28 protein-coding genes are annotated in these 23355 nt (G+C 51.5%); 7 read left to right on the top strand and 21 right to left on the bottom strand.

Annotated features, from left to right (window positions below; translation table 11 throughout):
* Positions 1-2 precede the first annotated feature (2 nt).
* The 5 genes from ACMYR3_RS06350 to ACMYR3_RS06330 form a co-directional block, all read right to left on the bottom strand.
* Positions 3-1214: an ABC transporter substrate-binding protein gene (locus tag ACMYR3_RS06350; protein ID WP_424195601.1), complete on the bottom strand. Its 1212-nt coding sequence runs from the start codon at positions 1212-1214 to the stop codon at positions 3-5.
* Between the two features lie 31 nt (positions 1215-1245).
* Positions 1246-1956, bottom strand: a complete 711-nt coding sequence (locus tag ACMYR3_RS06345) for an ABC transporter ATP-binding protein (RefSeq protein ID WP_424195599.1) — start codon at positions 1954-1956, stop codon at positions 1246-1248.
* Positions 1956-2729: an ABC transporter ATP-binding protein gene (locus tag ACMYR3_RS06340; RefSeq protein ID WP_424195597.1), complete on the bottom strand. Its 774-nt coding sequence runs from the start codon at positions 2727-2729 to the stop codon at positions 1956-1958. Before ACMYR3_RS06340 ends, ACMYR3_RS06345 begins: the two co-directional genes overlap by 1 nt.
* A 223-nt stretch (positions 2730-2952) precedes the next feature.
* Positions 2953-4719 carry an acyl-CoA dehydrogenase gene (locus ACMYR3_RS06335; protein WP_424195595.1) on the bottom strand — a complete coding sequence of 589 codons (1767 nt, stop codon included), beginning with the start codon at positions 4717-4719 and terminating at the stop codon, positions 2953-2955.
* 98 nt (positions 4720-4817) lie between these two features.
* Complete coding sequence (locus ACMYR3_RS06330) at positions 4818-6458, bottom strand: acyl-CoA synthetase (protein ID WP_424195593.1); 1641 nt, start codon at positions 6456-6458, stop codon at positions 4818-4820.
* 267 nt (positions 6459-6725) lie between these two features.
* Between ACMYR3_RS06330 and ACMYR3_RS06325 the strand changes: the two genes are divergently transcribed.
* Together ACMYR3_RS06325 and ACMYR3_RS06320 are read left to right on the top strand one after the other, a co-directional pair.
* Positions 6726-8777 (top strand): PAS-domain containing protein, encoded by a 2052-nt coding sequence (locus ACMYR3_RS06325; protein WP_424195591.1) that lies wholly within the window; start codon positions 6726-6728, stop codon positions 8775-8777.
* An 8-nt stretch (positions 8778-8785) separates the two neighbouring features.
* Entirely contained in the window at positions 8786-9505 is a 720-nt protein-coding gene (locus tag ACMYR3_RS06320) for a response regulator transcription factor (RefSeq protein WP_424195589.1), read from the top strand.
* Positions 9506-9714: 209 nt separating this feature from the next.
* Here ACMYR3_RS06320 and ACMYR3_RS06315 read toward each other — a convergent pair whose 3' ends face one another.
* The gene (locus tag ACMYR3_RS06315; protein WP_424195587.1) at positions 9715-10371 is read right to left on the bottom strand and encodes a glutathione S-transferase family protein; all 657 of its coding nucleotides are present in this window, start codon (positions 10369-10371) and stop codon (positions 9715-9717) included.
* 215 nt (positions 10372-10586) lie between these two features.
* On the opposite strand from ACMYR3_RS06315, the gene ACMYR3_RS06310 reads away from it, so the two are divergent.
* The 5 genes from ACMYR3_RS06310 (at position 10587) to ACMYR3_RS06290 (ending at position 15078) form a co-directional block, all read left to right on the top strand.
* The gene (locus tag ACMYR3_RS06310) at positions 10587-11813 is read left to right on the top strand and encodes a polyhydroxyalkanoate depolymerase (protein WP_424195585.1); all 1227 of its coding nucleotides are present in this window, start codon (positions 10587-10589) and stop codon (positions 11811-11813) included.
* Positions 11814-12279: 466 nt separating this feature from the next.
* Positions 12280-13515: a hypothetical protein gene (locus ACMYR3_RS06305; protein ID WP_424195583.1), complete on the top strand. Its 1236-nt coding sequence runs from the start codon at positions 12280-12282 to the stop codon at positions 13513-13515.
* 496 nt (positions 13516-14011) lie between these two features.
* The gene (locus ACMYR3_RS06300; RefSeq protein WP_424195581.1) at positions 14012-14209 is read left to right on the top strand and encodes a hypothetical protein; all 198 of its coding nucleotides are present in this window, start codon (positions 14012-14014) and stop codon (positions 14207-14209) included.
* Positions 14209-14604 carry a hypothetical protein gene (locus tag ACMYR3_RS06295; protein ID WP_424195579.1) on the top strand — a complete coding sequence of 132 codons (396 nt, stop codon included), beginning with the start codon at positions 14209-14211 and terminating at the stop codon, positions 14602-14604. Before ACMYR3_RS06300 ends, ACMYR3_RS06295 begins: the two co-directional genes overlap by 1 nt.
* 84 nt (positions 14605-14688) lie before the next feature.
* Entirely contained in the window at positions 14689-15078 is a 390-nt protein-coding gene (locus ACMYR3_RS06290) for a helix-turn-helix domain-containing protein (RefSeq protein WP_424195577.1), read from the top strand.
* 10 nt (positions 15079-15088) lie between these two features.
* Here the strand turns inward: ACMYR3_RS06290 and ACMYR3_RS06285 are convergent, their stop codons facing one another.
* The 15 genes from ACMYR3_RS06285 to ACMYR3_RS06215 all read right to left on the bottom strand — a co-directional run bounded on the left by ACMYR3_RS06285 (position 15089) and on the right by ACMYR3_RS06215 (position 23354).
* Complete coding sequence (locus ACMYR3_RS06285) at positions 15089-15625, bottom strand: hypothetical protein (RefSeq protein WP_424195575.1); 537 nt, start codon at positions 15623-15625, stop codon at positions 15089-15091.
* Entirely contained in the window at positions 15622-15858 is a 237-nt protein-coding gene (locus tag ACMYR3_RS06280; RefSeq protein WP_424195574.1) for a hypothetical protein, read from the bottom strand. Before ACMYR3_RS06280 ends, ACMYR3_RS06285 begins: the two co-directional genes overlap by 4 nt.
* Complete coding sequence (locus ACMYR3_RS06275) at positions 15824-16534, bottom strand: hypothetical protein (protein WP_424195572.1); 711 nt, start codon at positions 16532-16534, stop codon at positions 15824-15826. Before ACMYR3_RS06275 ends, ACMYR3_RS06280 begins: the two co-directional genes overlap by 35 nt.
* Positions 16531-16842, bottom strand: coding sequence for a hypothetical protein (locus ACMYR3_RS06270; protein ID WP_424195570.1), 312 nt, complete (start codon positions 16840-16842; stop codon positions 16531-16533). The genes ACMYR3_RS06275 and ACMYR3_RS06270 overlap by 4 nt, the downstream gene beginning before the upstream one ends.
* Positions 16839-17060, bottom strand: a complete 222-nt coding sequence (locus ACMYR3_RS06265) for a hypothetical protein (RefSeq protein WP_424195568.1) — start codon at positions 17058-17060, stop codon at positions 16839-16841. Before ACMYR3_RS06265 ends, ACMYR3_RS06270 begins: the two co-directional genes overlap by 4 nt.
* Complete coding sequence (locus ACMYR3_RS06260) at positions 17060-17812, bottom strand: hypothetical protein (RefSeq protein WP_424195566.1); 753 nt, start codon at positions 17810-17812, stop codon at positions 17060-17062. The genes ACMYR3_RS06265 and ACMYR3_RS06260 overlap by 1 nt, the downstream gene beginning before the upstream one ends.
* Positions 17809-18123 carry a hypothetical protein gene (locus ACMYR3_RS06255; RefSeq protein WP_424195564.1) on the bottom strand — a complete coding sequence of 105 codons (315 nt, stop codon included), beginning with the start codon at positions 18121-18123 and terminating at the stop codon, positions 17809-17811. The genes ACMYR3_RS06260 and ACMYR3_RS06255 overlap by 4 nt, the downstream gene beginning before the upstream one ends.
* The gene (locus tag ACMYR3_RS06250) at positions 18120-18389 is read right to left on the bottom strand and encodes a hypothetical protein (protein WP_424195562.1); all 270 of its coding nucleotides are present in this window, start codon (positions 18387-18389) and stop codon (positions 18120-18122) included. Before ACMYR3_RS06250 ends, ACMYR3_RS06255 begins: the two co-directional genes overlap by 4 nt.
* Before the next feature lie 79 nt (positions 18390-18468).
* Positions 18469-18804 carry a hypothetical protein gene (locus tag ACMYR3_RS06245; protein WP_424195560.1) on the bottom strand — a complete coding sequence of 112 codons (336 nt, stop codon included), beginning with the start codon at positions 18802-18804 and terminating at the stop codon, positions 18469-18471.
* A gap of 1 nt (position 18805) precedes the next feature.
* Complete coding sequence (locus ACMYR3_RS06240) at positions 18806-19624, bottom strand: hypothetical protein (protein WP_424195558.1); 819 nt, start codon at positions 19622-19624, stop codon at positions 18806-18808.
* Between the two features lie 9 nt (positions 19625-19633).
* The gene (locus ACMYR3_RS06235; RefSeq protein WP_424195556.1) at positions 19634-20215 is read right to left on the bottom strand and encodes a YmfQ family protein; all 582 of its coding nucleotides are present in this window, start codon (positions 20213-20215) and stop codon (positions 19634-19636) included.
* Entirely contained in the window at positions 20206-21249 is a 1044-nt protein-coding gene (locus ACMYR3_RS06230; RefSeq protein ID WP_424195554.1) for a baseplate J/gp47 family protein, read from the bottom strand. The genes ACMYR3_RS06235 and ACMYR3_RS06230 overlap by 10 nt, the downstream gene beginning before the upstream one ends.
* A complete protein-coding gene (locus ACMYR3_RS06225; protein ID WP_424195552.1) occupies positions 21242-21682 on the bottom strand; it encodes a phage GP46 family protein in 441 nt (146 codons plus the stop codon). Before ACMYR3_RS06225 ends, ACMYR3_RS06230 begins: the two co-directional genes overlap by 8 nt.
* A gap of 2 nt (positions 21683-21684) precedes the next feature.
* A complete protein-coding gene (locus ACMYR3_RS06220; protein WP_424195550.1) occupies positions 21685-22245 on the bottom strand; it encodes a phage baseplate assembly protein V in 561 nt (186 codons plus the stop codon).
* Positions 22242-23354, bottom strand: coding sequence for a phage baseplate assembly protein (locus ACMYR3_RS06215; protein ID WP_424195548.1), 1113 nt, complete (start codon positions 23352-23354; stop codon positions 22242-22244). Before ACMYR3_RS06215 ends, ACMYR3_RS06220 begins: the two co-directional genes overlap by 4 nt.
* Position 23355: the final 1 nt, after the last annotated feature.

Below are 23355 nucleotides of genomic sequence, written 5' to 3'. Positions count from 1 at the left end.
TGTTACTTCTTGATCAGAGGACATCTGGAAGCAGACAAGGGCTGGAAAGCCTCCTTGGCCGGAATGGTTGCCACAACCTTGTAGTAATCCCAGGGTGTAGTGGACTCTTCAGGCTTTTTAACCTGCAACAGATACATATCATGCACCATGCGACCATCATCACGAATCGTGCCGCCCTTGGCAAAGAAGTCGTTGACTGGCGTTGATTTCATCGAGGCCATGACTTTGGCTGTGTCATCGGTGCCGGTGGTTTTGACGGCCTTCAGATAATGCATCAATGAAGAATAGACACCCGCCTGCACCATGGTTGGCATGCGTTTATGCTGTTCAAAGAAACGCTTGGACCAGGCACGGGTTTCCGGATTCAGATCCCAATAAAAACCTTCGGTCAGGTACATATTTTGTGCCGTCTTCAGGCCCAGGCTATGCACATCGGTAATGAACATCAGCAAACCCGCCAGTGATTGCTTTTGGGTAATGCCAAATTCAGCCGCCTGCTTGATCGCATTGGTGGTATCGGTACCGGCATTGGCCAGACCGATCACCTGAGCACCAGAAGACTGTGCCTTGAGCAGATAGGATGAAAAGTCGGAGCCGGGGAACGGATGCCGTACCGAACCCACCACTTCACCACCATTGGCCAGCACCACCGCCGACGCATCCTTTTCCAGCGAATGACCAAAGGCATAGTCGGCCGTCAGGAAGAACCACTTCTTGCCACCCTTGGCAACCACTGCCTTGGCGGTGCCATTGGCGACCGCATAGGTGTCATAGGTCCAATGCACGCTGACATCGTTACAGTCTTCGTTGGTGATCCGGGTAGAGCCGGCACCGGAGATCAGCGTCAGCTTGTTTTTTTCCTTGGCTACTTTCATGACAGCCAGCGCAGTAGAGGTAGTGACCAGCTCGGCAATCACATCCACCTTGTCACGGTCGATCCATTCACGCGCCTTGTTGGAGGCGATATCACCCTTGTTCTGGTGATCGGCCGAAACCAGATCAATCGTGAAGCCCGGCTTTTCCTTGGCGATAAAGTCGGCAATGGCCATCTTGGCGGCCACCACGGTGCCTTGCCCAGCCAAGTCAGAATAGGTGCCGGACATATCGGTCAGAATACCGATCTTGACCACATTGTCAGATACCTGGGCCTGCGACATGACGGGGACGCCGCTGAGTAGTGCCGACAAAGCCAGCGCCATCAATTTAATCTTCATTCTTGTCTCCTCTGTTTCTAGGTTGCCTCGGTCAAACACCGAGAATTTCATTGAGAAAATCGCGTTTTTCTGCCAATTCGTGTTGGGCGATTTCCGCTGCAATCTGGCCATGTTCGACCACATACATCCGATCCGCCAGGGGCGCAGCAAACCGGAAATTCTGTTCAACCAGCAAAATGGTGAAACCTTTGGACTTGAGATGGGTAATGATCTCAGCCAGTCTTTGCACAATCACCGGTGCCAGTCCCTCTGAAATTTCATCCAGCAACAAAAGCTGCGCGCCGGTGCGTAAAATCCGTGCCATCGCCAGCATCTGCTGCTCACCACCGGACATGCGGGTGCCCTGACTATTGCGGCGCTCATACAGGTTGGGAAACATCTTGTAAATTTCATCAAGCCCCATCCCGCCACTCCCCACCACGGGTGGCATCAGCAGGTTTTCTTCACAGGACAGACTCGAATAGATGCCCCGTTCTTCCGGGCAATAACCCACACCAAGGCGGGCAATCCGATGTGCTGACATACCAATGGTTTCCCGCCCATTCACCATGATCGAGCCAGAACGTTTACCCGTCAGCCCCATGATGGCACGCAAGGTGGTGGTGCGCCCTGCACCATTGCGACCCAATAGCGAAACACATTCACCACGGCGTACCATCAGGTCAATGCCATGCAGCACATGGGACTCACCATAAAATGCGTGCAGATCACTAATGCGCAAGTATTCAGCTGCTTGTGTCATCAATGTGCTCCTGCCAGTTCGGTATTTTCTTGCCCCATATAGGCTTCAATCACCTGGGCGTTGGCTGAAACTTCAGCGTAGTTGCCTTCGGCCAGAACACTGCCACGTGCCAGCACCGTGATGCGATCCGAAATACCGGACACCACTTTCATATTATGTTCGACCATCAGGATGGTACGATTGGCTGAGACCTTTTTGATCAGGTTCATGACCCGATCCACATCTTCGTGGCCCATGCCCTGGGTAGGCTCATCCAGCAACATCAATTCGGGCTCCAATGCCAGCGTGGTCGCAATTTCCAGTGCACGTTTACGACCATACGGCAACTCCACCGTCACCATATTGGCGTATTGCTCCAGCCCGACCTCAGCCAGCAAGACCATGGCCTGGTCATTGAGTACATTGAGCGTTGCTTCAGAACGCCAGAAATGAAATGAAGTACCCAGCTTGCGCAACAAGGCAATCCGGACATTTTCAATCAACGTCAAATGGGGAAACACCGCCGATATCTGAAATGAGCGCACAATGCCCTTGCGGGCAATCTGTTCTGGCTTTGCCTGGGTAATGTCGATGCCGTTAAAACGGATCGTGCCACGCGTAGGTACCAGAAACTTGGTCAACAGGTTAAAGCAAGTGGTCTTGCCTGCGCCGTTAGGGCCAATCAATGAATGAATGTGACCACGCTGAATCTTCAGGTTCACATCATTGACTGCCACAAAACCCTTGAACTCCTTGACGAGCCCAGTGGTTTCGAGAATGGTGTCCTTCTCCATATTGTCTCTTTCCTCTTGCTGTTTATCTGTTACGACAAACAGTCCCGACACCTTGGCAGCGTCGGCTCCTTATTGATAGACCCAGTTATGGGTAGCATACGAGCAACCTCCAGGCTAAACAGCTGTGGTTACTACTTATTTTTAGTACCAATCTGTTGCTTTTTTCGATACTCTGGGCAGACCAATACGTATTGATAAAAATTTAAATTTCAAATTCAAGCAATCAGATCCAGTTTTCAAAAGACTGCAAAACCGGATCAGCACCTTGCATGATGCTTTGTCGGTAACCATCGACCTGCGCCATAAAATGTTCGGCAAAAAAATGAGCAAGCACTTGCTGGCCTTGCAAGTAGGCCGCATCGGCCTGCTGACTCAACGCACCTTTGGCCAGCAACCAACCACCAATCACAATGCCAAAAAGATACAGATAAGGCACGGCACCAGCTGCAGCCGCCGCCTGGTCATGCTGGTATTGTTCAATCAACCAGTCACTGGCCGCTGACAAGGCTTCAATACCCTGCCCCAACGCCACACCCACTGCCTGCAGCTGCCGACTGTCATGGCTTTGTAATACGGGTAACAAGGTTGACATATCCGCCATCAAGGCCTTGGCCGTCACTCCCTGCTCACGCGCCAGCTTGCGGCCGATCAGGTCATTGGCCTGAATGCCGGTCGTACCTTCATAAATGGCTGTGATGCGGGCATCGCGGAAATGCTGGGCGGCACCGGTTTCTTCGATGAAACCCATGCCACCATGAACTTGAATCCCCAAAGAGGTAATGTCAATTGAACTTTCGGTACACCAGCCCTTGACGATGGGGATCAGCAGATCAACCCGTGCCTGGCTGGATTTGCGCACTGACTCATCGGGATGAGCATGGGCCTTGTCCATTTCGCTCGCGGCAAAATAGGTCAAGGCACGCATTGCGCCAATTCTTGACTTCATGCTCAGCAGCATGCGACGAATATCGGGATGATGAATAATGGTAGCGGCTTCCTTGCCACCAATCGGGCGACTCTGAACGCGCTCCTGCGCATAGGCCACCGCCTGTTGATACGCGCGCTCGGAAATCGCCACGCCCTCCAGACCAACATTCAAACGCGCATGGTTCATCATGGTGAACATGTATTCCAGACCACGATTGGCTTCACCCACCAGATAACCCACCGCGCCTTCCTTTTCACCAAAAGCCATGACGGCAGTTGGGCTGGCATGAATACCCATCTTGTGTTCGATGGAGGCACAAACCAGATCATTGCGTGGTCCCAATGAGCCATCTTCATTGATCAAAAACTTGGGTACGATGAATAACGAAATACCTTTGACGCCAGGAGGTGCATCGGGCAAACGCGCCAATACCAGGTGAATGATGTTTTCAGCCACATCATGCTCACCCCAGGTAATGAAAATCTTGGTCCCAAAAATTCGATAATGCAGGCCTTCTGGCACTGCCCGACTGCGCACAGCCGATAAATCCGAACCTGCTTGCGGTTCGGTCAGATTCATCGTGCCAGTCCAGGTACCCGCCACCATCTTGGGTAAATACTGTGCCTTCTGGACATCGGAACCATGATGCGTGATGGCCATGATGGCACCCAGGGTGAGCATCTGGCACAGAGAGAAAGCCATATTCGAAGATGTCCACATTTCCAGCACTGCGGTTGACACCAGTGCTGGCAGGCCTTGTCCACCCAACTCGATGGATGCCGGCATGGCATGCCAGCCATTGTCGGTGAATTGCTGATACGCATCCTTGAAACCGTCTGGCGTGGTCACTGAACCATTCAACCACTGACAGCCCTGTTTATCCCCCACCTGATTGAGTGGGGCCAGCACGGCACCGGCAAACTTGCCAGCTTCATCAAGAATGGCTTCCACCAGATCCAGCGTGGCTTCTTCATGGCCGGGCAAGGCGGTGATCTCATCCAGGTTACCGGCCTCGCGCATGGCATGAATCATGTCACGGATAGGTGCTACATAGGCTGTCATGGTATGTCCTTTACGGGGCTTGCGACTCAGGCAAACCGGCTTGCGTTTGATTGAGCTACTTGTTTTTATTGAATGATTATTGAATGCTTGTTAACTGATTACTCAATGGCAGATGCCGATTTCATTTTTTCGCGCAGGACAAACTTTTGCAACTTGCCCGTGGAGGTCCGTGGTAAATCGGCAAAAATCACCTGCTTGGGCACCTTGAAACGAGCCAGATGCTGACGGCAATATTCAATGATCTCTTCAGCCGTTACCTGCGCACCATCCCGTAACTGCACAAAGGCGCACGGCACCTCACCCCATCTGGTATCGGGCTGGGCAATCACTGCCGCCCCCATGACGGCCGGATGGCTATAGAGCACATCCTCCACTTCGAGGCTGGAGATATTTTCACCACCGGAAATGATCACGTCCTTGCTGCGATCCTTGATCTTCACATAACCATCGGGATACTTGACCGCAAGATCACCGGTATGAAACCAGCCACCGGCAAATGCCTCGTCAGTAGCGCTCTGGTTTTTCAGATAACCCTTCATGACGATATTGCCGCGAAAGAAAATTTCGCCCATGGTCTGACCATCGGCCGGAACCGCTTGCATGGTGTTGGGATCAAGCACGTCAATGGCCTGCTGCAGATGATAAGGCACCCCCTGACGACCATTCAGATGCACCTGATCATACAATGGCAGGCTCGCCCAGGATTCCTGCTTGGCGCAGACTGCCGCCGGGCCATAGACTTCGGTCAAGCCATAGACATGGGTGATATCAATGCCTGCCCTGGCGCAACCTTCAATGATGGCCGCCGGTGGGGCTGCGCCGGCAATCAAACCCTTGATGCCAAGCTGTCGTTGATCATCAGCCTTGGCCAATGCATCCGTCATCATGCTGTAGACAATCGGCGCACCACACATATGCGTCACCTGATGTTCATCAATCAGGCTGAAAATCAGTTTTGTATCGACCTTGCGCAAGCAGACATTGGTGCCCGCATTCAAGGCCAGCGTCCATGGGAAGCACCAGCCATTGCAATGAAACATCGGCAGCGTCCACAGGTAACGCACATGTTGCGGCATATTCCAGGAAATCACATTACTGGCCGCATTCAGATAAGCACCACGATGGTGATAGACCACGCCCTTGGGATTACCGGTGGTGCCGGATGTGTAATTGAGTGCAATCGCATCCCATTCATCAGCAGGCAGACTCCAGACATAGTCAGGATCACCCTTTTGCAGAAAGGCTTCATATTCAATCGAGCCAAGCAGTTTGCCACCTTCGTAGAGTGGGTCATCGACATCGATCACCAAAGGCTGACTACCTTTGAGCAGACTGAGTGCCTTTTCAATGATGGGAGAAAACTCTTTGTCAGTGATGAGTACCTTGGCTTCGCCATGCTCCAGCATGAAGGCAATCGCCTCGGCATCAAGTCGCGTATTGAGCGTATTGAGTACCGCGCCCAGCATGGGGATACCGAAGTGCGCTTCAAACATGGCCGGAATATTGGGCAGCATCACTGCCACTGTATCGCCAATGCCAATCCCATGCTGATTGAGTGCCGAAGCCAGTCGACGGCAGCGGGCATAGGTTTCACGCCAGGTATGACGTACCTGACCATGCACCATGGCAATTCGCTCCGGATAAACCGCAGCAGTACGCTCGATAAAGCTTAAGGGAGAAAGGGGGACGTAATTGGCCGGATTTTTTTCCAGGCCAATGGAATAGAGATTATTGGGCATCGCTTGTCTCCTTGATGCTTGTCATGCAATGCGTCTTTTGCGCATCGTTAATCAACCGCTCAACCATCAAAACAGCAATTTGCAGCACTGCTTGAAAATGGCAAACCGGTGACAGAAAGGTTATGAACATTATTACGAGACCATGTTGCATGATCCTTACGCAAATGTATCGAATTTTTGCAGTGGGGTATTTGACGCATGACGCTACCCTTGAACATGAAAAGACAGCACAATGATCGTACCTTGTTGTGACAAAGTCACTTATCGATGATTCCTACGGACAAACCCTATTATTTGCCGCCCCTGCAAGAATCCCAACGCCAGCAACGCCTGCAGGCCGGGCTGGACTTGCTGGATCAGGGGCTGACCGTCTTTGATGCCGATCTGCGGCTAGTGGCCTGGAACGAGCCATTCATTCATCTGCTCGACTTTCCGAGATCACTTTTGTTTTTGGGTGCGCCGTTTGAGTCGTTCATTCGCCATAACGCTGAACGTGGTGAATACGGGCCAGGCAATATTGAAGAACAGATTGCATTACGGGTACAGCGGGCACGCGACTTTCAGAGCCACTCGTTTGAACGCAGTCGCCCCAATGGCCAGATCTTGGCAGTGCGGGGTGAACCCTTGCCGCACCGTGGATTTGTCACACTCTATACTGACATCACCGCACAACGCCGTTACGAGCAGTTGATTCGCGAGCAAAATGCCGAACTCGAACAACGAGTGCTGGAACGCACCGCCGCGCTGCAAGCCACCAATACCCAACTGACTGCCGCGATGGCGGCCAATAGCCGTATGACAGCGGCTCTGCAGCGCAATGAAGAACGTCTGCGCTTGATTACCGATAGCGTCCCCGCACTGATTGGCTATTTTGACCGTGACCAGATTTACCGTTTTGCCAATCGCCGCTATGCCGACTGGTATGGCGTGGCGCGTGATCAGATTGTTGGCTGTTCGATCAGCAGCGTCGTCGGCGAAAAAATCTATCGTTTTATCGAACCCTATTTGCAAAAAGCGCTGTGTGGCCAAAAAGTCTCCTACGAATACGCCATTGATACCGATCCACAACAGACCCGCCATGCACGCAGCACCCTGGTGCCCGAACTGGATGGTGATGGTGAAGTGCTCGGCTGTTTTGTGCAATCGGTCGATATCACCGAACTAAAAAATGCCCAGGCGGCGCTGATTCAGGCACAGAAAATGGAAGCGGTGGGCCAACTGGGTGGTGGACTGGCGCATGACTTCAATAATCTACTCACCGTCATTCTGGGCAATCTGGGCAGCTTGCAGGAGCAGCGTGGTCAGGATCAGGAGTTGATGGCCCTGGTGCAACCTGCCATCAAGGCGGCACGCCAGGGAGCCGAGCTGATTCGTCGGCTGTTGACCTTTTCGCGCCAGCAACCGCTGCAACCCAGCATTGTCGATGTCAATGCCATCATCCATGAAACCATCATTTTGCTGGGCCGCTCCCTGCCTGAAAACATTCGCATCACCACCGAATTATGTGGCACTGGCTGCCTGGCTTTGACTGACCCCAATCAGCTCGAAAACGCTCTGCTCAATCTGGCACTCAATGCCCGCGATGCCATGCCCAACGGCGGCCTGTTGCATTTTCAAACACGCATCATGCCGGCTGCCTTGCGTTCGATCGATAACTCGCTGCCTGACCTGATTGAAATTGTGGTCAGCGATAACGGCACAGGTATGAATGAAGCCACGCTCTCTCGTGCGATCGAGCCATTTTTCACCACCAAACCCTTTGGCGCGGGCAGCGGTCTGGGGCTATCAATGGTATACGGTTTTACCAACCAGTCTGGTGGCAATTTGCAAATTGATAGCACCCCCGACATCGGTACCAGCGTCATTGTGCAATTACCCTGGACCGCTCAGACTGCACATATTGCACCCGCAGCAACCCATCAACACATGCCAAACAACCACACCCGGCCCCTGGTCTTGCTGGTGGAGGATGATGGTGAAGTGCGCGCACTGGTACGACGCTTTCTGATTGAACTGGATTATCCCGTGCTGGAAGCTGAAAATGGGCTGGAAGCCAAAGCCATGCTGGCGACTATTTCCGATATTGGCATTTTGATTTCCGACATCGTGATGCCGGGTGAAATTGATGGATTGGCATTACAGGCTTTTGTGGTGCAGCAAGTTGCCCATGTACGCGTGATTTTGATGAGCGGCTATAGTCATCAACAAACCACCATCAACCCCGCTGAAGAACATATCCGTCTCTCCAAACCTTTTAGTAAAGCGGATCTGGCACAAGCACTCAGCACCCTGTCACAATTAGCTCGCCCCATTGGATAAACAAGAACATGATGACCAGCCAAGTACCCGCCGCCATCTTTGTCATTGAAGACGACCCGGATGTCGCACAAATCGTCGTGCGGGTATTGCGCGAGCAGGGCTACGAGGTACTCGCCTGCCCCACGGCACATGCCTTGTTTGAAGCACTGATGCAGCGCGTGCCCGACCTGTGCATTGTCGACCTGGGGCTACCCGATGCCGAAGGCATGGAGATTGTGCACAGTCTGCAGACCGACTACGACTGCGGCGTGCTAATTTTGAGTGGTCGTGGTTATCTGGATGACCGGGTCACCGGACTGGAGCTGGGTGCCGATGATTATGTGATGAAACCGTTTGAGCCGCGCGAGCTGGTGGCAAGAGTTGGCAGCATCCTGCGGCGCTATGCGCGCACCAGCAAACCAGTGCGCACACCAGAATATTTGCTGGCACGTTTTGCGGGTTGGGAGTTTGATCTGCAGCGGCAATCACTCAAAGATAGCGCTGGCAAGGAATGGCCATTGAGTAATGCCGAAGCCGCCGTCTTGCTGGTATTTTTACAACGCCCCAATCGCATTTTGACGCGTGAGCATTTGCAAGGTGATGAAGATATTGCACCACAAGATCGCAGTATTGATGTGCGCATTTCGAGGCTGCGTCGCAAGCTGGAACATGATGAAACCCAACCCAAACTGATCCGCACCATTTACGGTGCAGGCTATCTGTTTTCAGCTGCGGTGGAATGGTCATGAGTCATCAAATCGGCCATCTTTGGCAGGTTTCATTGCCCGGTGCATTTACTGGCCAGTCATGCACCAGAACACTCAAAAACAGACATACTCCCAATCTGTATAAGCCATATTTAACCCATACAGTGCATTAATAAAGGTTAATTTAAAATACCTATAAGGAGTATTTATCAAATCAGGAGCAGCACACAAGCTGGCTTTACCGCAATACTTTAGAATTCGACATCCAGCTCATCCATATCTTCAGGCTCTTCGAGCGCTGCGGCGACCCACTCCTGCATATCCGGTAGGGCCATGATGGTGGCGCAATAAGTCTGGCAGATTGCATCCAGCTTGACATCGTAGGTAAGAAAACGCGTGACCACGGGCGCGTACATCGCGTCCGCCATGCACGGCTTGCTGCCAAACAGATACGGCCCACCATAAATGGCCAGACAATCACGCCAGATGGTGGTGATGCGTTCAATATCAGACTGCGCCCTGGCCCAGATTTTAAAGTTGGGGAAATGACCTTTCAGGTTCATCGGCAAGGCAGAGCGCAAGGCACTGAATCCGGAATGAATTTCGCCACAAATAGCACGACAATGGGCACGCGCTGCACGATTGGAGGGCAGCAGTTCAGCTTTGGGGCGCACCTCATTGAGGTATTCGGCAATCGCCAGCGTATCCCATACTGTCACATCCTGATGACGCAAACACGGCACCAGCATGGAAGAAGACAGCAATAGAATTTCCGCACGCGCCGAAGGATCATCAGCAGCTAGCTGCTCCTCTTTGAAAGGCAGGCCTGAAAAGCGCGCCAGCAACCAGCCGCGCAAAGACCAGGATGAATAATTCTTGCTGCTGATGGTAAGCGTCGTCTTGGTCATTCTGGCCTCCGATCGTTGTAAATACCTCGTTGCAAAACCGCAAAATCAAGCTTGCAGGCAGGCAAAATCTTTGTTTGGGTACAGTCATTCAGCAAGCGTTATGCCATCTTTAACAATTCAATTTTTATTTGGGCATACATGTTGCTGAATGACAGTCAACAAGGTAATTCGAGATTGACTCAAAATAAAGTTCACTGCTCTTGACAGGACATCCTATGATTTATCAGGCTTACCAGACCTTGGCCGACCTCACCGATCCGTTCAAGTTACTGGCGCAACAAAGTGCCGCCCTTCTTGAATCCCCCTGGTTTAAACATCCCCAATTTGATTTACCCTGGTTAAATAAGCTGACTGGCTCGCTGGACTCCTATTCCCGCACTCGACTCAGTCACAAGCGCCCTCCTTTTAATATTCCGTTTATTAAATCCGGTGAAGAGCGGATCAAGATTCATGAAGAAGTCATTCATCGCACTGCCTTCTGTTCTTTATTGCGCTTTGCCAAGGAAGGTGTCCAAGGTCAGCCCAAAGTATTGCTGGTCGCCCCCATGTCTGGTCACTTTGCCACCCTATTGCGAGGCACGATCAAGACTTTGCTGCGCGATCATGATGTGTATGTGACCGACTGGCACAATGCCCGCGATATTCCCTTATGGGAAGGCCGTTTTGATCTGGACGCCTACACCCGTCATGTGATTGACCATCTCGCCGCCATTGGCCCCGGCAGCCATGTGGTCGCAGTTTGCCAACCCACCGTTGCCACCTTGGCGGCCGTGTCCGTCATGGCGGAACGCAATCATCCGGCTCAACCTGCCAGCATGACCTTGATGGCAGGCCCGCTCGATACCCGTATCAATCCCACTGCGGTCAATCATTTGGCCAAAAGCAAACCGATTGAATGGTTTGAAAAAAACATGATTGCCACTGTACCCCTCCGCTATGCCGGCGCATTTCGGCGGGTTTATCCTGGCTTTGTACAACTGAGTGCGTTCATGAGCATGAATCTGGAGCGCCATGTGCAATCCTTCAAGGACATGGCGACCCATCATGCCAATGGCGAACACGATAAATCCAAAGCAATCAAGGACTTTTACGAAGAGTATTTTGCAATGTCGGATTTACCGGCCGAATTTTTCATTGAAACCGTCGCCACGGTTTTTCAGGAACATGCCTTACCCTTGGGCAAGCTTTGTTATGAAGGCAACCCGGTTAGTCCTGCTGCGATCAAACGCACGGCACTACTTACCATCGAAGGCGAAAAGGACGATATCTGCTCGATTGGTCAGACGGTTTCTGCGCACGATATGTGCAGCAGCATTCGTCCCTACATGAAACAGCATCATGTTCAGACTGGCGCAGGCCACTATGGCGTATTCAATGGTCGTCGCTGGGACAATGAAATTTATCCGATTTTGCGCGATTTTGTTTTCTCCCACCAAACCTGATCTATTCCTTGGATACAAATTCATTGAGTTATGCTAGCAACTCGTCAAAACCTGCCAGAAAGCGTCTTGACGAGCAGTTTTTGCCAACTTAGTCACATCACTAATTTCGATCAAAACACCTTTATCAGGCTTTATCACGCTACGAGAATGTAACATTGTCTGTCAAACGTGAGTTTATGTTGTTTACAACACTTTTCAATTAAGTCCATTACCCGTAATTTGTAACAAACCTCAGTCAGTCAATTTTTTGCATCGCAACATCAATCATCTCCCATCCGACCATATAGCTCAACATGACCATTCAGTCATGTATTAAGTGCCATAAAGTCTTGTTTCAGGCCTTCGTTACAAGTTGCTCAAGCAAGCATCAGTCAAGGGTTACTTGACGTTACCAACCCTTACTTCCTCTGCCAATCTTCTTCCGTAGGATGCAACCTACAGTAGATTGCAAAGAGGGATTGCTTATATGAACACATTAAAACAAAGCATCATTGGGGTAACAATTCTTGCCAGTTTGTATGGTTGTGGCGGTGGTGGCGGTACAGATACGTCGGCAACCGGCAGTGATTCAACAACCGGTGTCAAAACAGCTTCACCGACGACGATCACAACCACTGATCAAACCAGTACACAAACTGCCAGTACCACAACTCAAAGTTCAACAACCAATAATTCAGCCAAAAGCGCCTCAGCAAGTAACAACACCTCGGCACTTCATACCAAGCTGGGTTACAACTATCATGACTACTATAACTATACTGGCGTCAATACCAACCTAAACATGGCGGCAGCCAAAAGCATGTTGGCAGCTGGTGTGAAATGGGCACGCGTGTTTCGTGATGCAGGCTGGGGCACTAATCAGGCAGAAGATAATGCGCTGCTGGCCTTTATGCAAACCTTTCGGCAAGGTGGAGGCAAGATATTGTTTGTGATTGGCTGGGGTTTTGATAATTATGGCAATCTGGCTAACGATGCCAATCAACGCAATGAAGTCGCTGATCAAATCATGAATGGCCCACGTGGTGTGAAATACACTCTGGCAAAATATGCCGGGCAAATTGATGCGATGGAAATGGGCAATGAATATCAATTACATGGCACCTGGGATCCCAACAATCCCAACAGCCCAAATAGTGGTATTGCCTATGCCCGCTTGATGAATATCGTGGTCCCACAAGTCGCAGCAGCAGCACCTGCACTCCCCATTTATCCTTCATCAACCGTGGAAAACTCTGCAGTCAGTCTCACCCAGGGTGCGCAGTTCATGGTCGACCTCTATAACAACTCAAACAATACTGTCAAAGCTAAATGGGCTGGACCTAACCTGCATATTTATGATCACCTGAACCGATCAGCCTCTGGCATTATTGGAAAATTCAATACCCTGTCTGCCATCATTGATAAAGTCTGGCCCAATGCTCAATATGTAATTACTGAAGTTGGCATTACCACAGGTACTGCAGGTGAATATGGTGGTGCCACCGTTTACAACAATGATATGCAACGAGATATCATGGTCGATATTGCAAAAAGTTGGGCGAGTAATTCAAAAATCAATTTTTGGAATTTTTATGAATGGAATGACAAAGGTACCGCTTATTGGGATGGTGAAAACTCATTTGGCACACTGACCTTTGACATGAAGCCTAAAACAGTGAATAGTGGAAAATCACTCTATGACAGCTGGGTAAGCTTACCCTGATCATCGAATCACGTTTTAAAAATATAAAAGCCAAACTCACTAGAGAGTTTGGCTTTTATATTTCTCTCGCTGGTTAAATTGCTTCTCTAGTTAAATCATTATTTGATTCACTCTATATCGAGATGGCAAAAACCAGATCATCAAATATGAATTTTGCCATTCAAATTTAGAATTTCTCGAAATGGCATTCCACAAAAGAAAAAAGGCAGATTCAAAGAATCTGCCTTTCAAGCTGGCGTCCCCAGGGCAAGGCGCGGACATCCCCACCATTACACTCACCCGTCAATTCTCTCTGAAGCGCCTACGTGGGCGCCAGGCGTCAATATAACGCCCCGACATTCTGGTTCATTGAACCAGATTGAACCAGAATGAATCAGGTGAAATTAATCACATTGTTGTTCAATTATTAAAAATAATTGTTGCTTTGTTCGTAAAATACGAACAGAATTACACCCATGGAATCGCAATAACGCGAGCCAATCTTTAGGAGATGAAAATGAGCTATATCCGCAAAACATACGCATACACTCAAGACGGCAAACAAGTTGTTTTTAATGGCCACATCACAGTAGCTACAGCCATCAAACGTAATTTCAAAACAGTTTCTCTCAGCATACACGACGCTAGTGGCAAAGGTCGAGGCGAAACTCGCACTTTTGATGCTCCATTTGCCAACATGAAGAGTTTCCACTAATGAAATATCGACTTGGAATAAAGATCGGCCCAGGTCATCGGGATGATGGTCAACCCTCATCCGAAGTAGCCATCGGCTGGGCCATGATGCGGTTGGGACAACCCAAACCAGTATTTTCAGCAGGATCTCAATCGCTGCCGACCGATGAAATGGATCGGCTTGATGTTTGCGATGTAGCTGTCATCCAGTACGCCAATCCCGCTGACATGCTGGAACCCATGCCGATTGAAGATTACCAGAAAAAAGTAGCTCAACTAACAGCACAAATACCAGCGCGAACAAGGCTTGTATGGGTACCGTTTAACCAATCTGCTTATACAGATTGGTTAAAAACTGAACGGCTTGAAGATACTCATCAAAGCCGCGCAAGGTGGGCGGAGTCATCATCCAAATGAAAAAGCCCCGAATAATCGGGGCCTTTAATCGTTCGGGATATGCGCTCTGACAAAACAAAGCAAAACGACAGGCACAATCGTAACATGAATCCAGCCGAATTTAAAACCCTTCGTGAAGCCCTCGGACTGACCCTGAATTGGGTAGCCGAACAAGCTGGCGTAGGAATCCGCACCTGCCAATATTGGGAGTCAGGCCGAAGCGAGCCACCCGCTGATGTTGTAGAGATGTTGCAGCGCCTTGACGCTCAAATAGATCGAGTTGTGGTTGAAACAGTGGACGCCTATGTTGATGTATCCGATGAAAACGGCGAGCCCGTGGATATTGAGCTGTACCGTTATCGCGAAAATATTGATCTTTGGAGTGCCCGGCCGGAAATGCGCCCGCTGCCAGTCACTTATCATGCGGCAATGGTGTTTCGCATCGCAAAAGCACTGCGAAACATCGGGCTGACGGTCAGCATCACCTATAAATAAATAACGCCACCTACTCACCAGCCATCTTGTCACTCAGCTCGATGACCCATTGGCGGCAGGTGTTGGCGTACTCGGCTGCTCGATCGGCCTCGGCTGTGAGGGCGAGAAGAAATCCAGAAGCCTCCTCTGAAAGTTTGCCGCAGGCGGTGTCTCCCGCAGACTGGCCGGCAAAGGTATCTGGGTTTGTGGTGCCACCACGGGCAACCTTGCCGGGGTCGTGCAGCAGGCCGTGCAGCTGATGATTAAGGGCAAGCTTTTCAGCGAGCGTTTTATCGATTTGACGATTTGCCTCATTCAGTTTCCCTTCGAGCTCTGATTTAACGGTTTGCAACTGACGTTCCCTGGCCAACACCTTGCGGGTTTCCTCAGCCACGTCGGCATTGGCCTGGCTGATCAGCTGATCTTTTTCGTGCACCGCTGTGGCCAGCTTAGCTTCCCAATGCGCGTCTTTCCATTCAGCGGTCAAATACCAGCCAATGGCACAACCCAACACAAAACCGCCCAGCGCGGTGGTTAGTGCCAGGCGCAGATCTATCAGACTATTCATTGGCGCTCCTCATAAAACACCTTAAACCGGGCATCCGACATGACACGCGGGAAACAATCTGGCTCAACCACAATCCAGTCACCAAGCGCAATGTGCTCAAACGTCGTGCCGGTATAGAGCAATCCCGCCCCAGCCGAATTGACATACACCAGGCGGGACGGCCTGCCATCCCACTGCGTCGCGCGACATCCCTTGCCCTTAAAGCTGCGCGTGACCGGTAAAGTGGTCTGCATATTTGCTGGCTCGACCAAACACCCGGCGCGGGTATTGGCTGGCGATATCGGCAAACGATTGACCATAACCGGACTGTTTTTTGGCACTGGCATAGTTGGTGGTTTCCACATTGCCAAACCAGCGTGATGGATCACAGCCCTGTGTGGCTTGGCAAAGTTTGCGGTTTTTGATCAGAGCCCCTGCGCCCTGGTTGTAGCAATTGAGCATCATGGCCAACTGGTCAGACTGGCCAGCAGCACCGGCAATGCCTCGATAGTTACGCAAATTGGTCAGCACCAGCGTTCGCAGTTGGAATTGAGGGTTGTAGCGGTCTTCCCACTGCCATGCCGAAAGCGAGGCATCCAGCCCCCGCGCTGCCTTAAAATTATCAAACCGGCTGGTGATGGTGATCTGGCCAAACCCAAACCCATATTCCCGAGCCGTTTTCAGCTCGGCCCGTGGCGTCCAACACTTTGGGTGGGTCAAGCTGATACAACTTTCCTGCTCCACCTGCCCAGCCAATAACTGAGGCATAGGCATGGCTGGCCAGTAGTGGCCGATCTCACCGTTTAAAACCGGCAAATAAATTTTGGCATTGGCGGGCAATTCAGCAGCCCGAGCAGTGCAAGATCCAATGATGAGCGACACCATGCCTAGGTAGAACAGCACAAAAAACCAGGGGATCAACTTTTTCATGATCCCACCACTTCATGAGTACCATCCCAAACAAACTGGTTTAGCGGGTAATGAGTGCGACATACAACGCAAAATGTGCCGCTGTAAAATTTTGGGTCTCTCGCATAGGTTTCAGCAATATCCTGACTCATTGTCGTGACGCCACCACATGTTTTATGTAGGTACGTTTTTCTAACTGGGCGAACAAAACCTTTTGCCCGCTCTGCCTCGGTTAGAACTACATAAGCTTTTTGCTGGCCGGTAGCAGGATCAATTTCCGTGTGATTTTCTGGTAACGCGCCACCACCCGCTTTTTCAATATGACTCATTGTTTTTTCCTCACCTCAAAATTGAATGTTGAGTTTTCAACACTCATCAATAAAATAAATTGACCGGTCCCATCAACCTCACTCACTGGAATTTGAACCAGTCCATCAACCCCACCCAAGCGCTGCACCAAAGCAATAAGCAGCTGGTCTTTAAAATCATCCAATACTTGAGCATGCACCGGCGCTTGATCGCGGGCCATATCGATTCCCGTACCCATCACACATCCCTCGCACAACCACACTTCCGGGATCTCTTAACTTTTCCAGAAGTCTTTTTGATTTGCTGATTAACAATCACCGGATCCTGCTGAACCACCGGACTAGACATTGGCAACAACGGCGCAACTAGTCCGCCCTGCCATGTTGATGGCGTCACCACTGGCTGCGCCGGTGGATCGTTCTGGAAGACTGCCAGCGCTTGCACTTTGTCAGGGTCACAACTGAAGTCACCACTATCAATCAAGGCCTGGCGCATTCGCGCGTCCTGACACTGCCGCATGAGCGCTGCGCGGGCATAGCCACGGTCGTATAACCAGGCTGCATCACGCCGGCGCACACAGTCCTCATCGATGGTGGTTTTACCACCTGATAAACCCACACTAAATAGCTGTAGGCCACCCGATGCCGAGCCCAGGCAGGTTTCAAAACCGGCTGTCAGGCCTGGTGCAATGGCGGTGTAAACAGGCTGGCGTGGCGCCATTGAATTGATCGACTGACTTGACGTGCTGCTTGCCTGGCCAGATGACGATTGTGTTTGATTGCCACCAACGACGGACGACGACTGGATCTGGCTGGTCGTATTGTTTGAACCGATGTGATCCAGATTGGTGGCCGATACAGACCCTGATACCGCCGTGCTGTTCTGATGGTTTTCATTGATGATGGGAGTCAATTTGAGTGGCAAAGAGTCAGTGGCATGACATTCATGGCCAACTAACCACATGATGCAGATGAGGAGCAGGATCTTCATTTGATCAGCACCCCACACACCAGCAGGATGGCTGCAATCAAGATGCAAACACCCACCACACAGAGCCCGGCACCGATCGAGTTTTCGGAATAGGCCTTGTTGAAATACTGTTGCAGGTTCACTTGCGGGATGATCACGCGCCGCCCCCAGTGCTGCACCAGTAAAAACAAAAATACTTGGCCAAGCATGAATAGAACCCAGCTAAATTCCACCAGGTGCAGCCGAGTCAACAGACTGGTCCAGCTGCTCAGTGTGATGAATAACGTCGCAATGATGATCAGCTGCGCCGACCGATAGATGTCACGTTTCATTTATTACTCCTTTCAATAAGTCGATCGAGTTTGTTGCTGATGTCATGCACGTCCTCTTTGACCGATTTTTTAAAATCGTCAATCTGGTTGTCCTGTCGCCGATCCACGTCTGCCTGGTGTTTACGCTCCTCCTCGAGCACGACGACCCGCTTATCCATCATCGACCAGCTAAACATGATCGTGACGATGAAACCAACAAAGGTCAGTAAGTGACCCATGTTCACGGTGGGATCAAACCAGGGCTTTTTCTCTTTAGGCTCAGTCATAAATCACAAATAAAAAAGCCCGCAAACACTAGGGCTTGCGGGCTGATGTTGAAGAATTAATTATCTGACCAAGATCTGACTAAGCAGCTTTGATGACCCTGTCCAGCTCACGCCACTCCGCACGGAGCTTGTCAATCTCACCTTTGATTTCGTCGAGCCTTGGCTGATCACCATCACGGAGCGGCCGGAGTGATTTGACATCGAGCACCGACAGCTCTGATTCGATAGCCAACTGCCTCAGCCGGGCCGGACTGATCACCACAGGATCAGGCGCATCACAGCGCACCAGATCAGCCGGTGTATCGATTGGATCACCTGCCGATGTCGTAAAAATCAGTTGGTCAGCAGACTCTTGTACGATGACATCATCATTAAAGGCCCAATATTGATTATCTTTATTTTTAAAATTTTGCATCTTATTGCTCCATCCAAATAGATAACGTATTACTGCCCACCGAATTGACTAACTGATAGGTTTGAGCTGGTGGCACGATACATTGAAGGTTGCCAAAAATACTCACCGCAACCGGCGTGTAAATTTGCGACACCTCCAGACCGCCAACGAGCAAGCGGCAACCATTACCTGCTGACGCAGCAAGCTGGACAGCAATAGCCACATGTATTGGTCGGCCTGTCGTGTTTGTATAGACGGTACCGATCGCTCGGCTACCCGTCTGGTTTGTATAGGTGGTTTGTTTAAAGCCCAGCCCGGTAGCTACGCTAGAGGCGGGGTTTTGCAAAACAAACTTATCGAGCGTCGCATCATATTGCAGCTCCAGCCAGTGACCAGCACCAGCAATGTCACCAGCCACAAGTGATAAGTTATTGCCCTTGACGATGGTTTTAGTAGCAAGAGCATCAATTTTTAAGGTCGGCGTCGTAGACGTATTTGCGCCACTCGCACGGACAAACACGTTAAGACCATCCGCTAAAGCTGTAAACGGAGTGGTGTAGGCTGCGGTAATCGCATCGAGGGTACCCGCACCAGCAGTACTATTTAATTTTCCATTACGGAGCGAAGTTAGCAGTTGGTTGACCACCGTATGATCGGTCACGATACCACCTGCTGAAATGACATTCGTCAGCTCAGCAACAAGCATGTGAAAAAACCATGCACCAGGCTCAGTCGCTGGTGTGCCAGTGCCTGGGTTGCCACTGGTCGGATATCCTATCGACGGGGTGGCCGGGGGTGATGGTGGGGTTGCACTGGCATCAAATTCATATACGCCTTTCATGTCTGCTCCTTATGTATAACTGAATAGCACAATGGTATGTGCTGGTTTGAGTCGATTGATCGTGCATTCCAATGGCACATTGCTCCATTCGGCCAGCCGTTCATTCACCCGCCCATTGACACGGAAAACGCGAACGGTGTTAAGTGACGAATTGACCTGCCAGGCAAAGCGCCATTGCCGCGAATAAAGCCGCGCATTGACCCGGCTATTGACCAGGAACGGCTGGAATTCGGTAATGGTGATGGTGTAGCCGAGTGCTGCTGCCAGGGCAATAAAGTAGGTTTTGGTGTTGCCACCAACCGATGTGGCTTTGGACAGCAAGGCCGACCGCCTAAAGGTGGTCGATTGCCCGCTCCCCATGCAGGCATCTGGCAGGCCATAGACCCGCTCAAAATCACTCAGCAGCTGATTGGTCGACCGAGGATCAGACTCATTGAGCAAGTCATCGGCACGTGATGATTCACGCGCATATTCTTGTGACCAACCACTGAGCAATTTGGTCAGGCGGGCATCTGCATCCCGTGGCCAGGCTGGCCCGCGTGGCAGTAGCTGCTGCAGCTGATTGAGATAATCGTCAGCACTTAGAGCCATGTGATCGTCCCCATGGTGGTGATGTTGCCAGTGGTGTTGACCACATTGGCAGCAGGGCTGGTCAGCACATAATCGTTTTCACCGGACGCGCTACTGATGGCAGCGCGAATATGTGACAGCAGCAAGGTGCCACCAGGCTCTGCCTCACGCAGGATCAGATCTGCCAGCTCAGCCTGCACGGCTGCCTGCACCGTGGCATTGCTGGGCGATAACCCGCTAATCGTAAAGTTGAGGGGTACCGCATTGGGTGCCACCACCGTCAGGGCTGCAGTGACTGGCCGCAGGGCATCGATGTAGGTCTGCACTGTGGCCACCTCACCAGCATCAGGGATGATGGTGACATCGTTGTCGCGCACAAAACGGACAACCACAGTGCCAGCGCCCAATTCGTTTGGATAACACCAGGCACGCGTGACGCCCGCCACTTGCAATGCCCAGGCGATGTAATCGGCCTTGGTGCCTGCACTGGGTGGCGTTTGCAGGCGTGCCAATAGCCGCCCGCGCAGCGCATCGTCGGTCTCGATATCCGCACCACCACTGATGGTGCCCGCCGTAGCGATGGATTGCACTCCAACCACCGGGGATATGAGGGTCAGCGTTTCGCCCGCCGTTCTGTTGGCAATTGCACCAGCCACCACAGAGACAACAGGCGCTGTGGCACTAGGTGCGGCAATGGTGGCATCCGCCGTGGTGACAAACTGTGTGCCATCTGCAGCCTGCAAGGTGGTACCAGAAGGGATGACCGCACCAACTGTCACCGCAAATGTGACGCTCCCCGTCGCGGTGCTGGCGGCTTTGCGAGCCACACTGTACAGGGTCGCCCAGCGATCCAGATAATCAGCCTCAGCCGTGTCGTAGATCACTTGCTGGCTCAGCCAATCCAAATAACCGTATAGGCCATGCATGGATCCGGCAATGACACGGGCATAAACTTCGGCATCGGCACGGCGCAAGCTGTCATCAGCATCGAGCCTGGCCAGGATGTCATTGCGAACACGATCAACGATCGTGATGAGGGCGGGACGATCAAACATCTAAGAAGCTCCACACGTTTGAAAATTGGACATTGGCTTGCGAGCCATCCGGTTTGGTGATGACACACAACATCCCGACCGTATCAATACCCAGCCGCTCAGCAGTGACAGTCACATCACTGGCCACCCCATCAGTTACCAGCCAAGCCAGTGCCTCTTGTGCATACTCAATGGCGCTGGCAATCGTGGTGCTGGTGATCTTGCTGCGATCCAGAAGCCACAGGCGCGATCCAATCCGGTCATTGGCAATGGTGGCGGTGGTATCACCCCACCACCCCATTCGCTCATCACCAGGTAGATCATCGTCAGCATTGGCACGCCGCCAACTGAACAGGCTGATGATGACGGCCCGCACTAATGGCTCAGTACTGGCCATGCCGAGACTGAGCGTCACACCGTTATAGTTAACTGAGAGTGGCTGATCTTCTGTCATGATTACATTGGCTGATTAGGTGCATTGGTTGAGCCAGGGATACTGTTCTCAACATGGGTATGACCGTTGTAGGTGGTGCGCATACCTGCCATGGTTTTGGCGCCACCCTGATCGGCCACATTGGCATCTGAAACAATATTGCCGTTGCTATGAATGGCGCCATCCACTTGCAGATTGCCGGTGATCTGCACCGATGGGCAATCAATCTTGACTTTGGTGCCACAGGTGATGGTGATGTTTCGGCCACGACCAAATTTGATGATGTCGCCTTCGTCCGTGTAGATAGCCACTTCACCCTTTTGCAAATTTTTGATGCGATAACGGCGATCAGCAGCAACAATCACCACACCATGACTTCGATCACCATCCATAAAGGTGGCCAGCACCTCGGCACCATCGAGCGGGTTGCTGGTAAAACCGTAAGCCTCAAGATACTCAATACTGTCCTTGACCTCATCGGCCAGCAGCCGAACCTGTAAGGTTTGCATTTTTTTGCTGGTGTCCGAGCCGGATACCGAGCCACGGGCAAACAGGCTGGTGATGCGCTGAACGAGTTCTCTCATTGCACGTCCGCCCAAAGATCACTCTTGGCACCGCCTTTGCCAGCTTTTTTCTGTTTGGCACGTTTGGCAGCGGGTGTCACATAACCATCCACCGGGCCCACCTTGATGTCCGTGCGCAGGCCTTCAACATCAAGTAGCCACGCAACTTCAGCAATGACAAATACCCCATTCAAACCGAACACCGGATCCTTGACCTGCACCAGCATATTGGGCAGCCATAACGCCCCACTGGCTTGCCGCCAACCCGCCACGGTGTAGTTGGCTTCTTTGGCCTTGGCAGCGCGATGCGCACGCTCATAATCCACCCGGTCAGCACAGGTGCCTTCATCGGCCTGGCCGGACTGTTTGATTACCAGGACACGGGTCCGTTTAACGCTAGGCTCCTTGATGCTGGCCATCGATTCGGCAATGTGGCTGGCCGTGTCCGCACTGTCATCGGTGCCGGGCCGCTGACCTTTACAGATGTACTCTGAGTAAACATCCTTATAGTCAAGGTCGGCACTGGCTGAGCGGATATTCTGGCCGAGCTCGAGCGCCGTGCCCGCCCTGCCCTTGCTACCCACATCAATGAACACCAGATCACCGTTTTCGTTATCGGTCGATAACACATGACGCAGGCGCATCAATCGATCAATTGACTCGAAAACGCTTTCACCCGGCTGGATCTGGTGATCAGGGATGGCAGCGCCGGTATCAATTTCAGTGACGACCTTGATGCCGTAGGGTTTGGCCAGTTCAGCCGCAATCGATTCGAGTTTTTGATTACGCCACTGACCTTTATTGGTGATGGGACAGCAGTCCACCAGGTCAGCCGTTTTACTACGCCCACGAATGGCGGTGCGAATACTGCTGCCATCGTATTGAATGGGGGTAGCATCAATAAAGCCGGTGAGCACCTTATCATTGCCAATAAAGACTTCACAACTATCACCCGACTGCACTGGCCGAGCCGTGTTATTACCTGGCCACTTGGTGGTGATTTCCAAATCAAAGCTGCGCGATTGACGCTCAATACCGGCCTCGATCCGCACACTTTTCCAGCCGCCATATTCCTTGCCGGCCACCAGCAGGCGCACATTATTTAATGTGCTGGTTTTGTTATCGGCCATG

Source organism: Ampullimonas aquatilis, from assembly GCF_049675895.1.
In the GTDB taxonomy this organism is placed as follows: Bacteria; Pseudomonadota; Gammaproteobacteria; order Burkholderiales; family Burkholderiaceae_D; genus Ampullimonas; species Ampullimonas aquatilis.
This window is presented reverse-complemented; position numbering and strand designations above follow the sequence as displayed.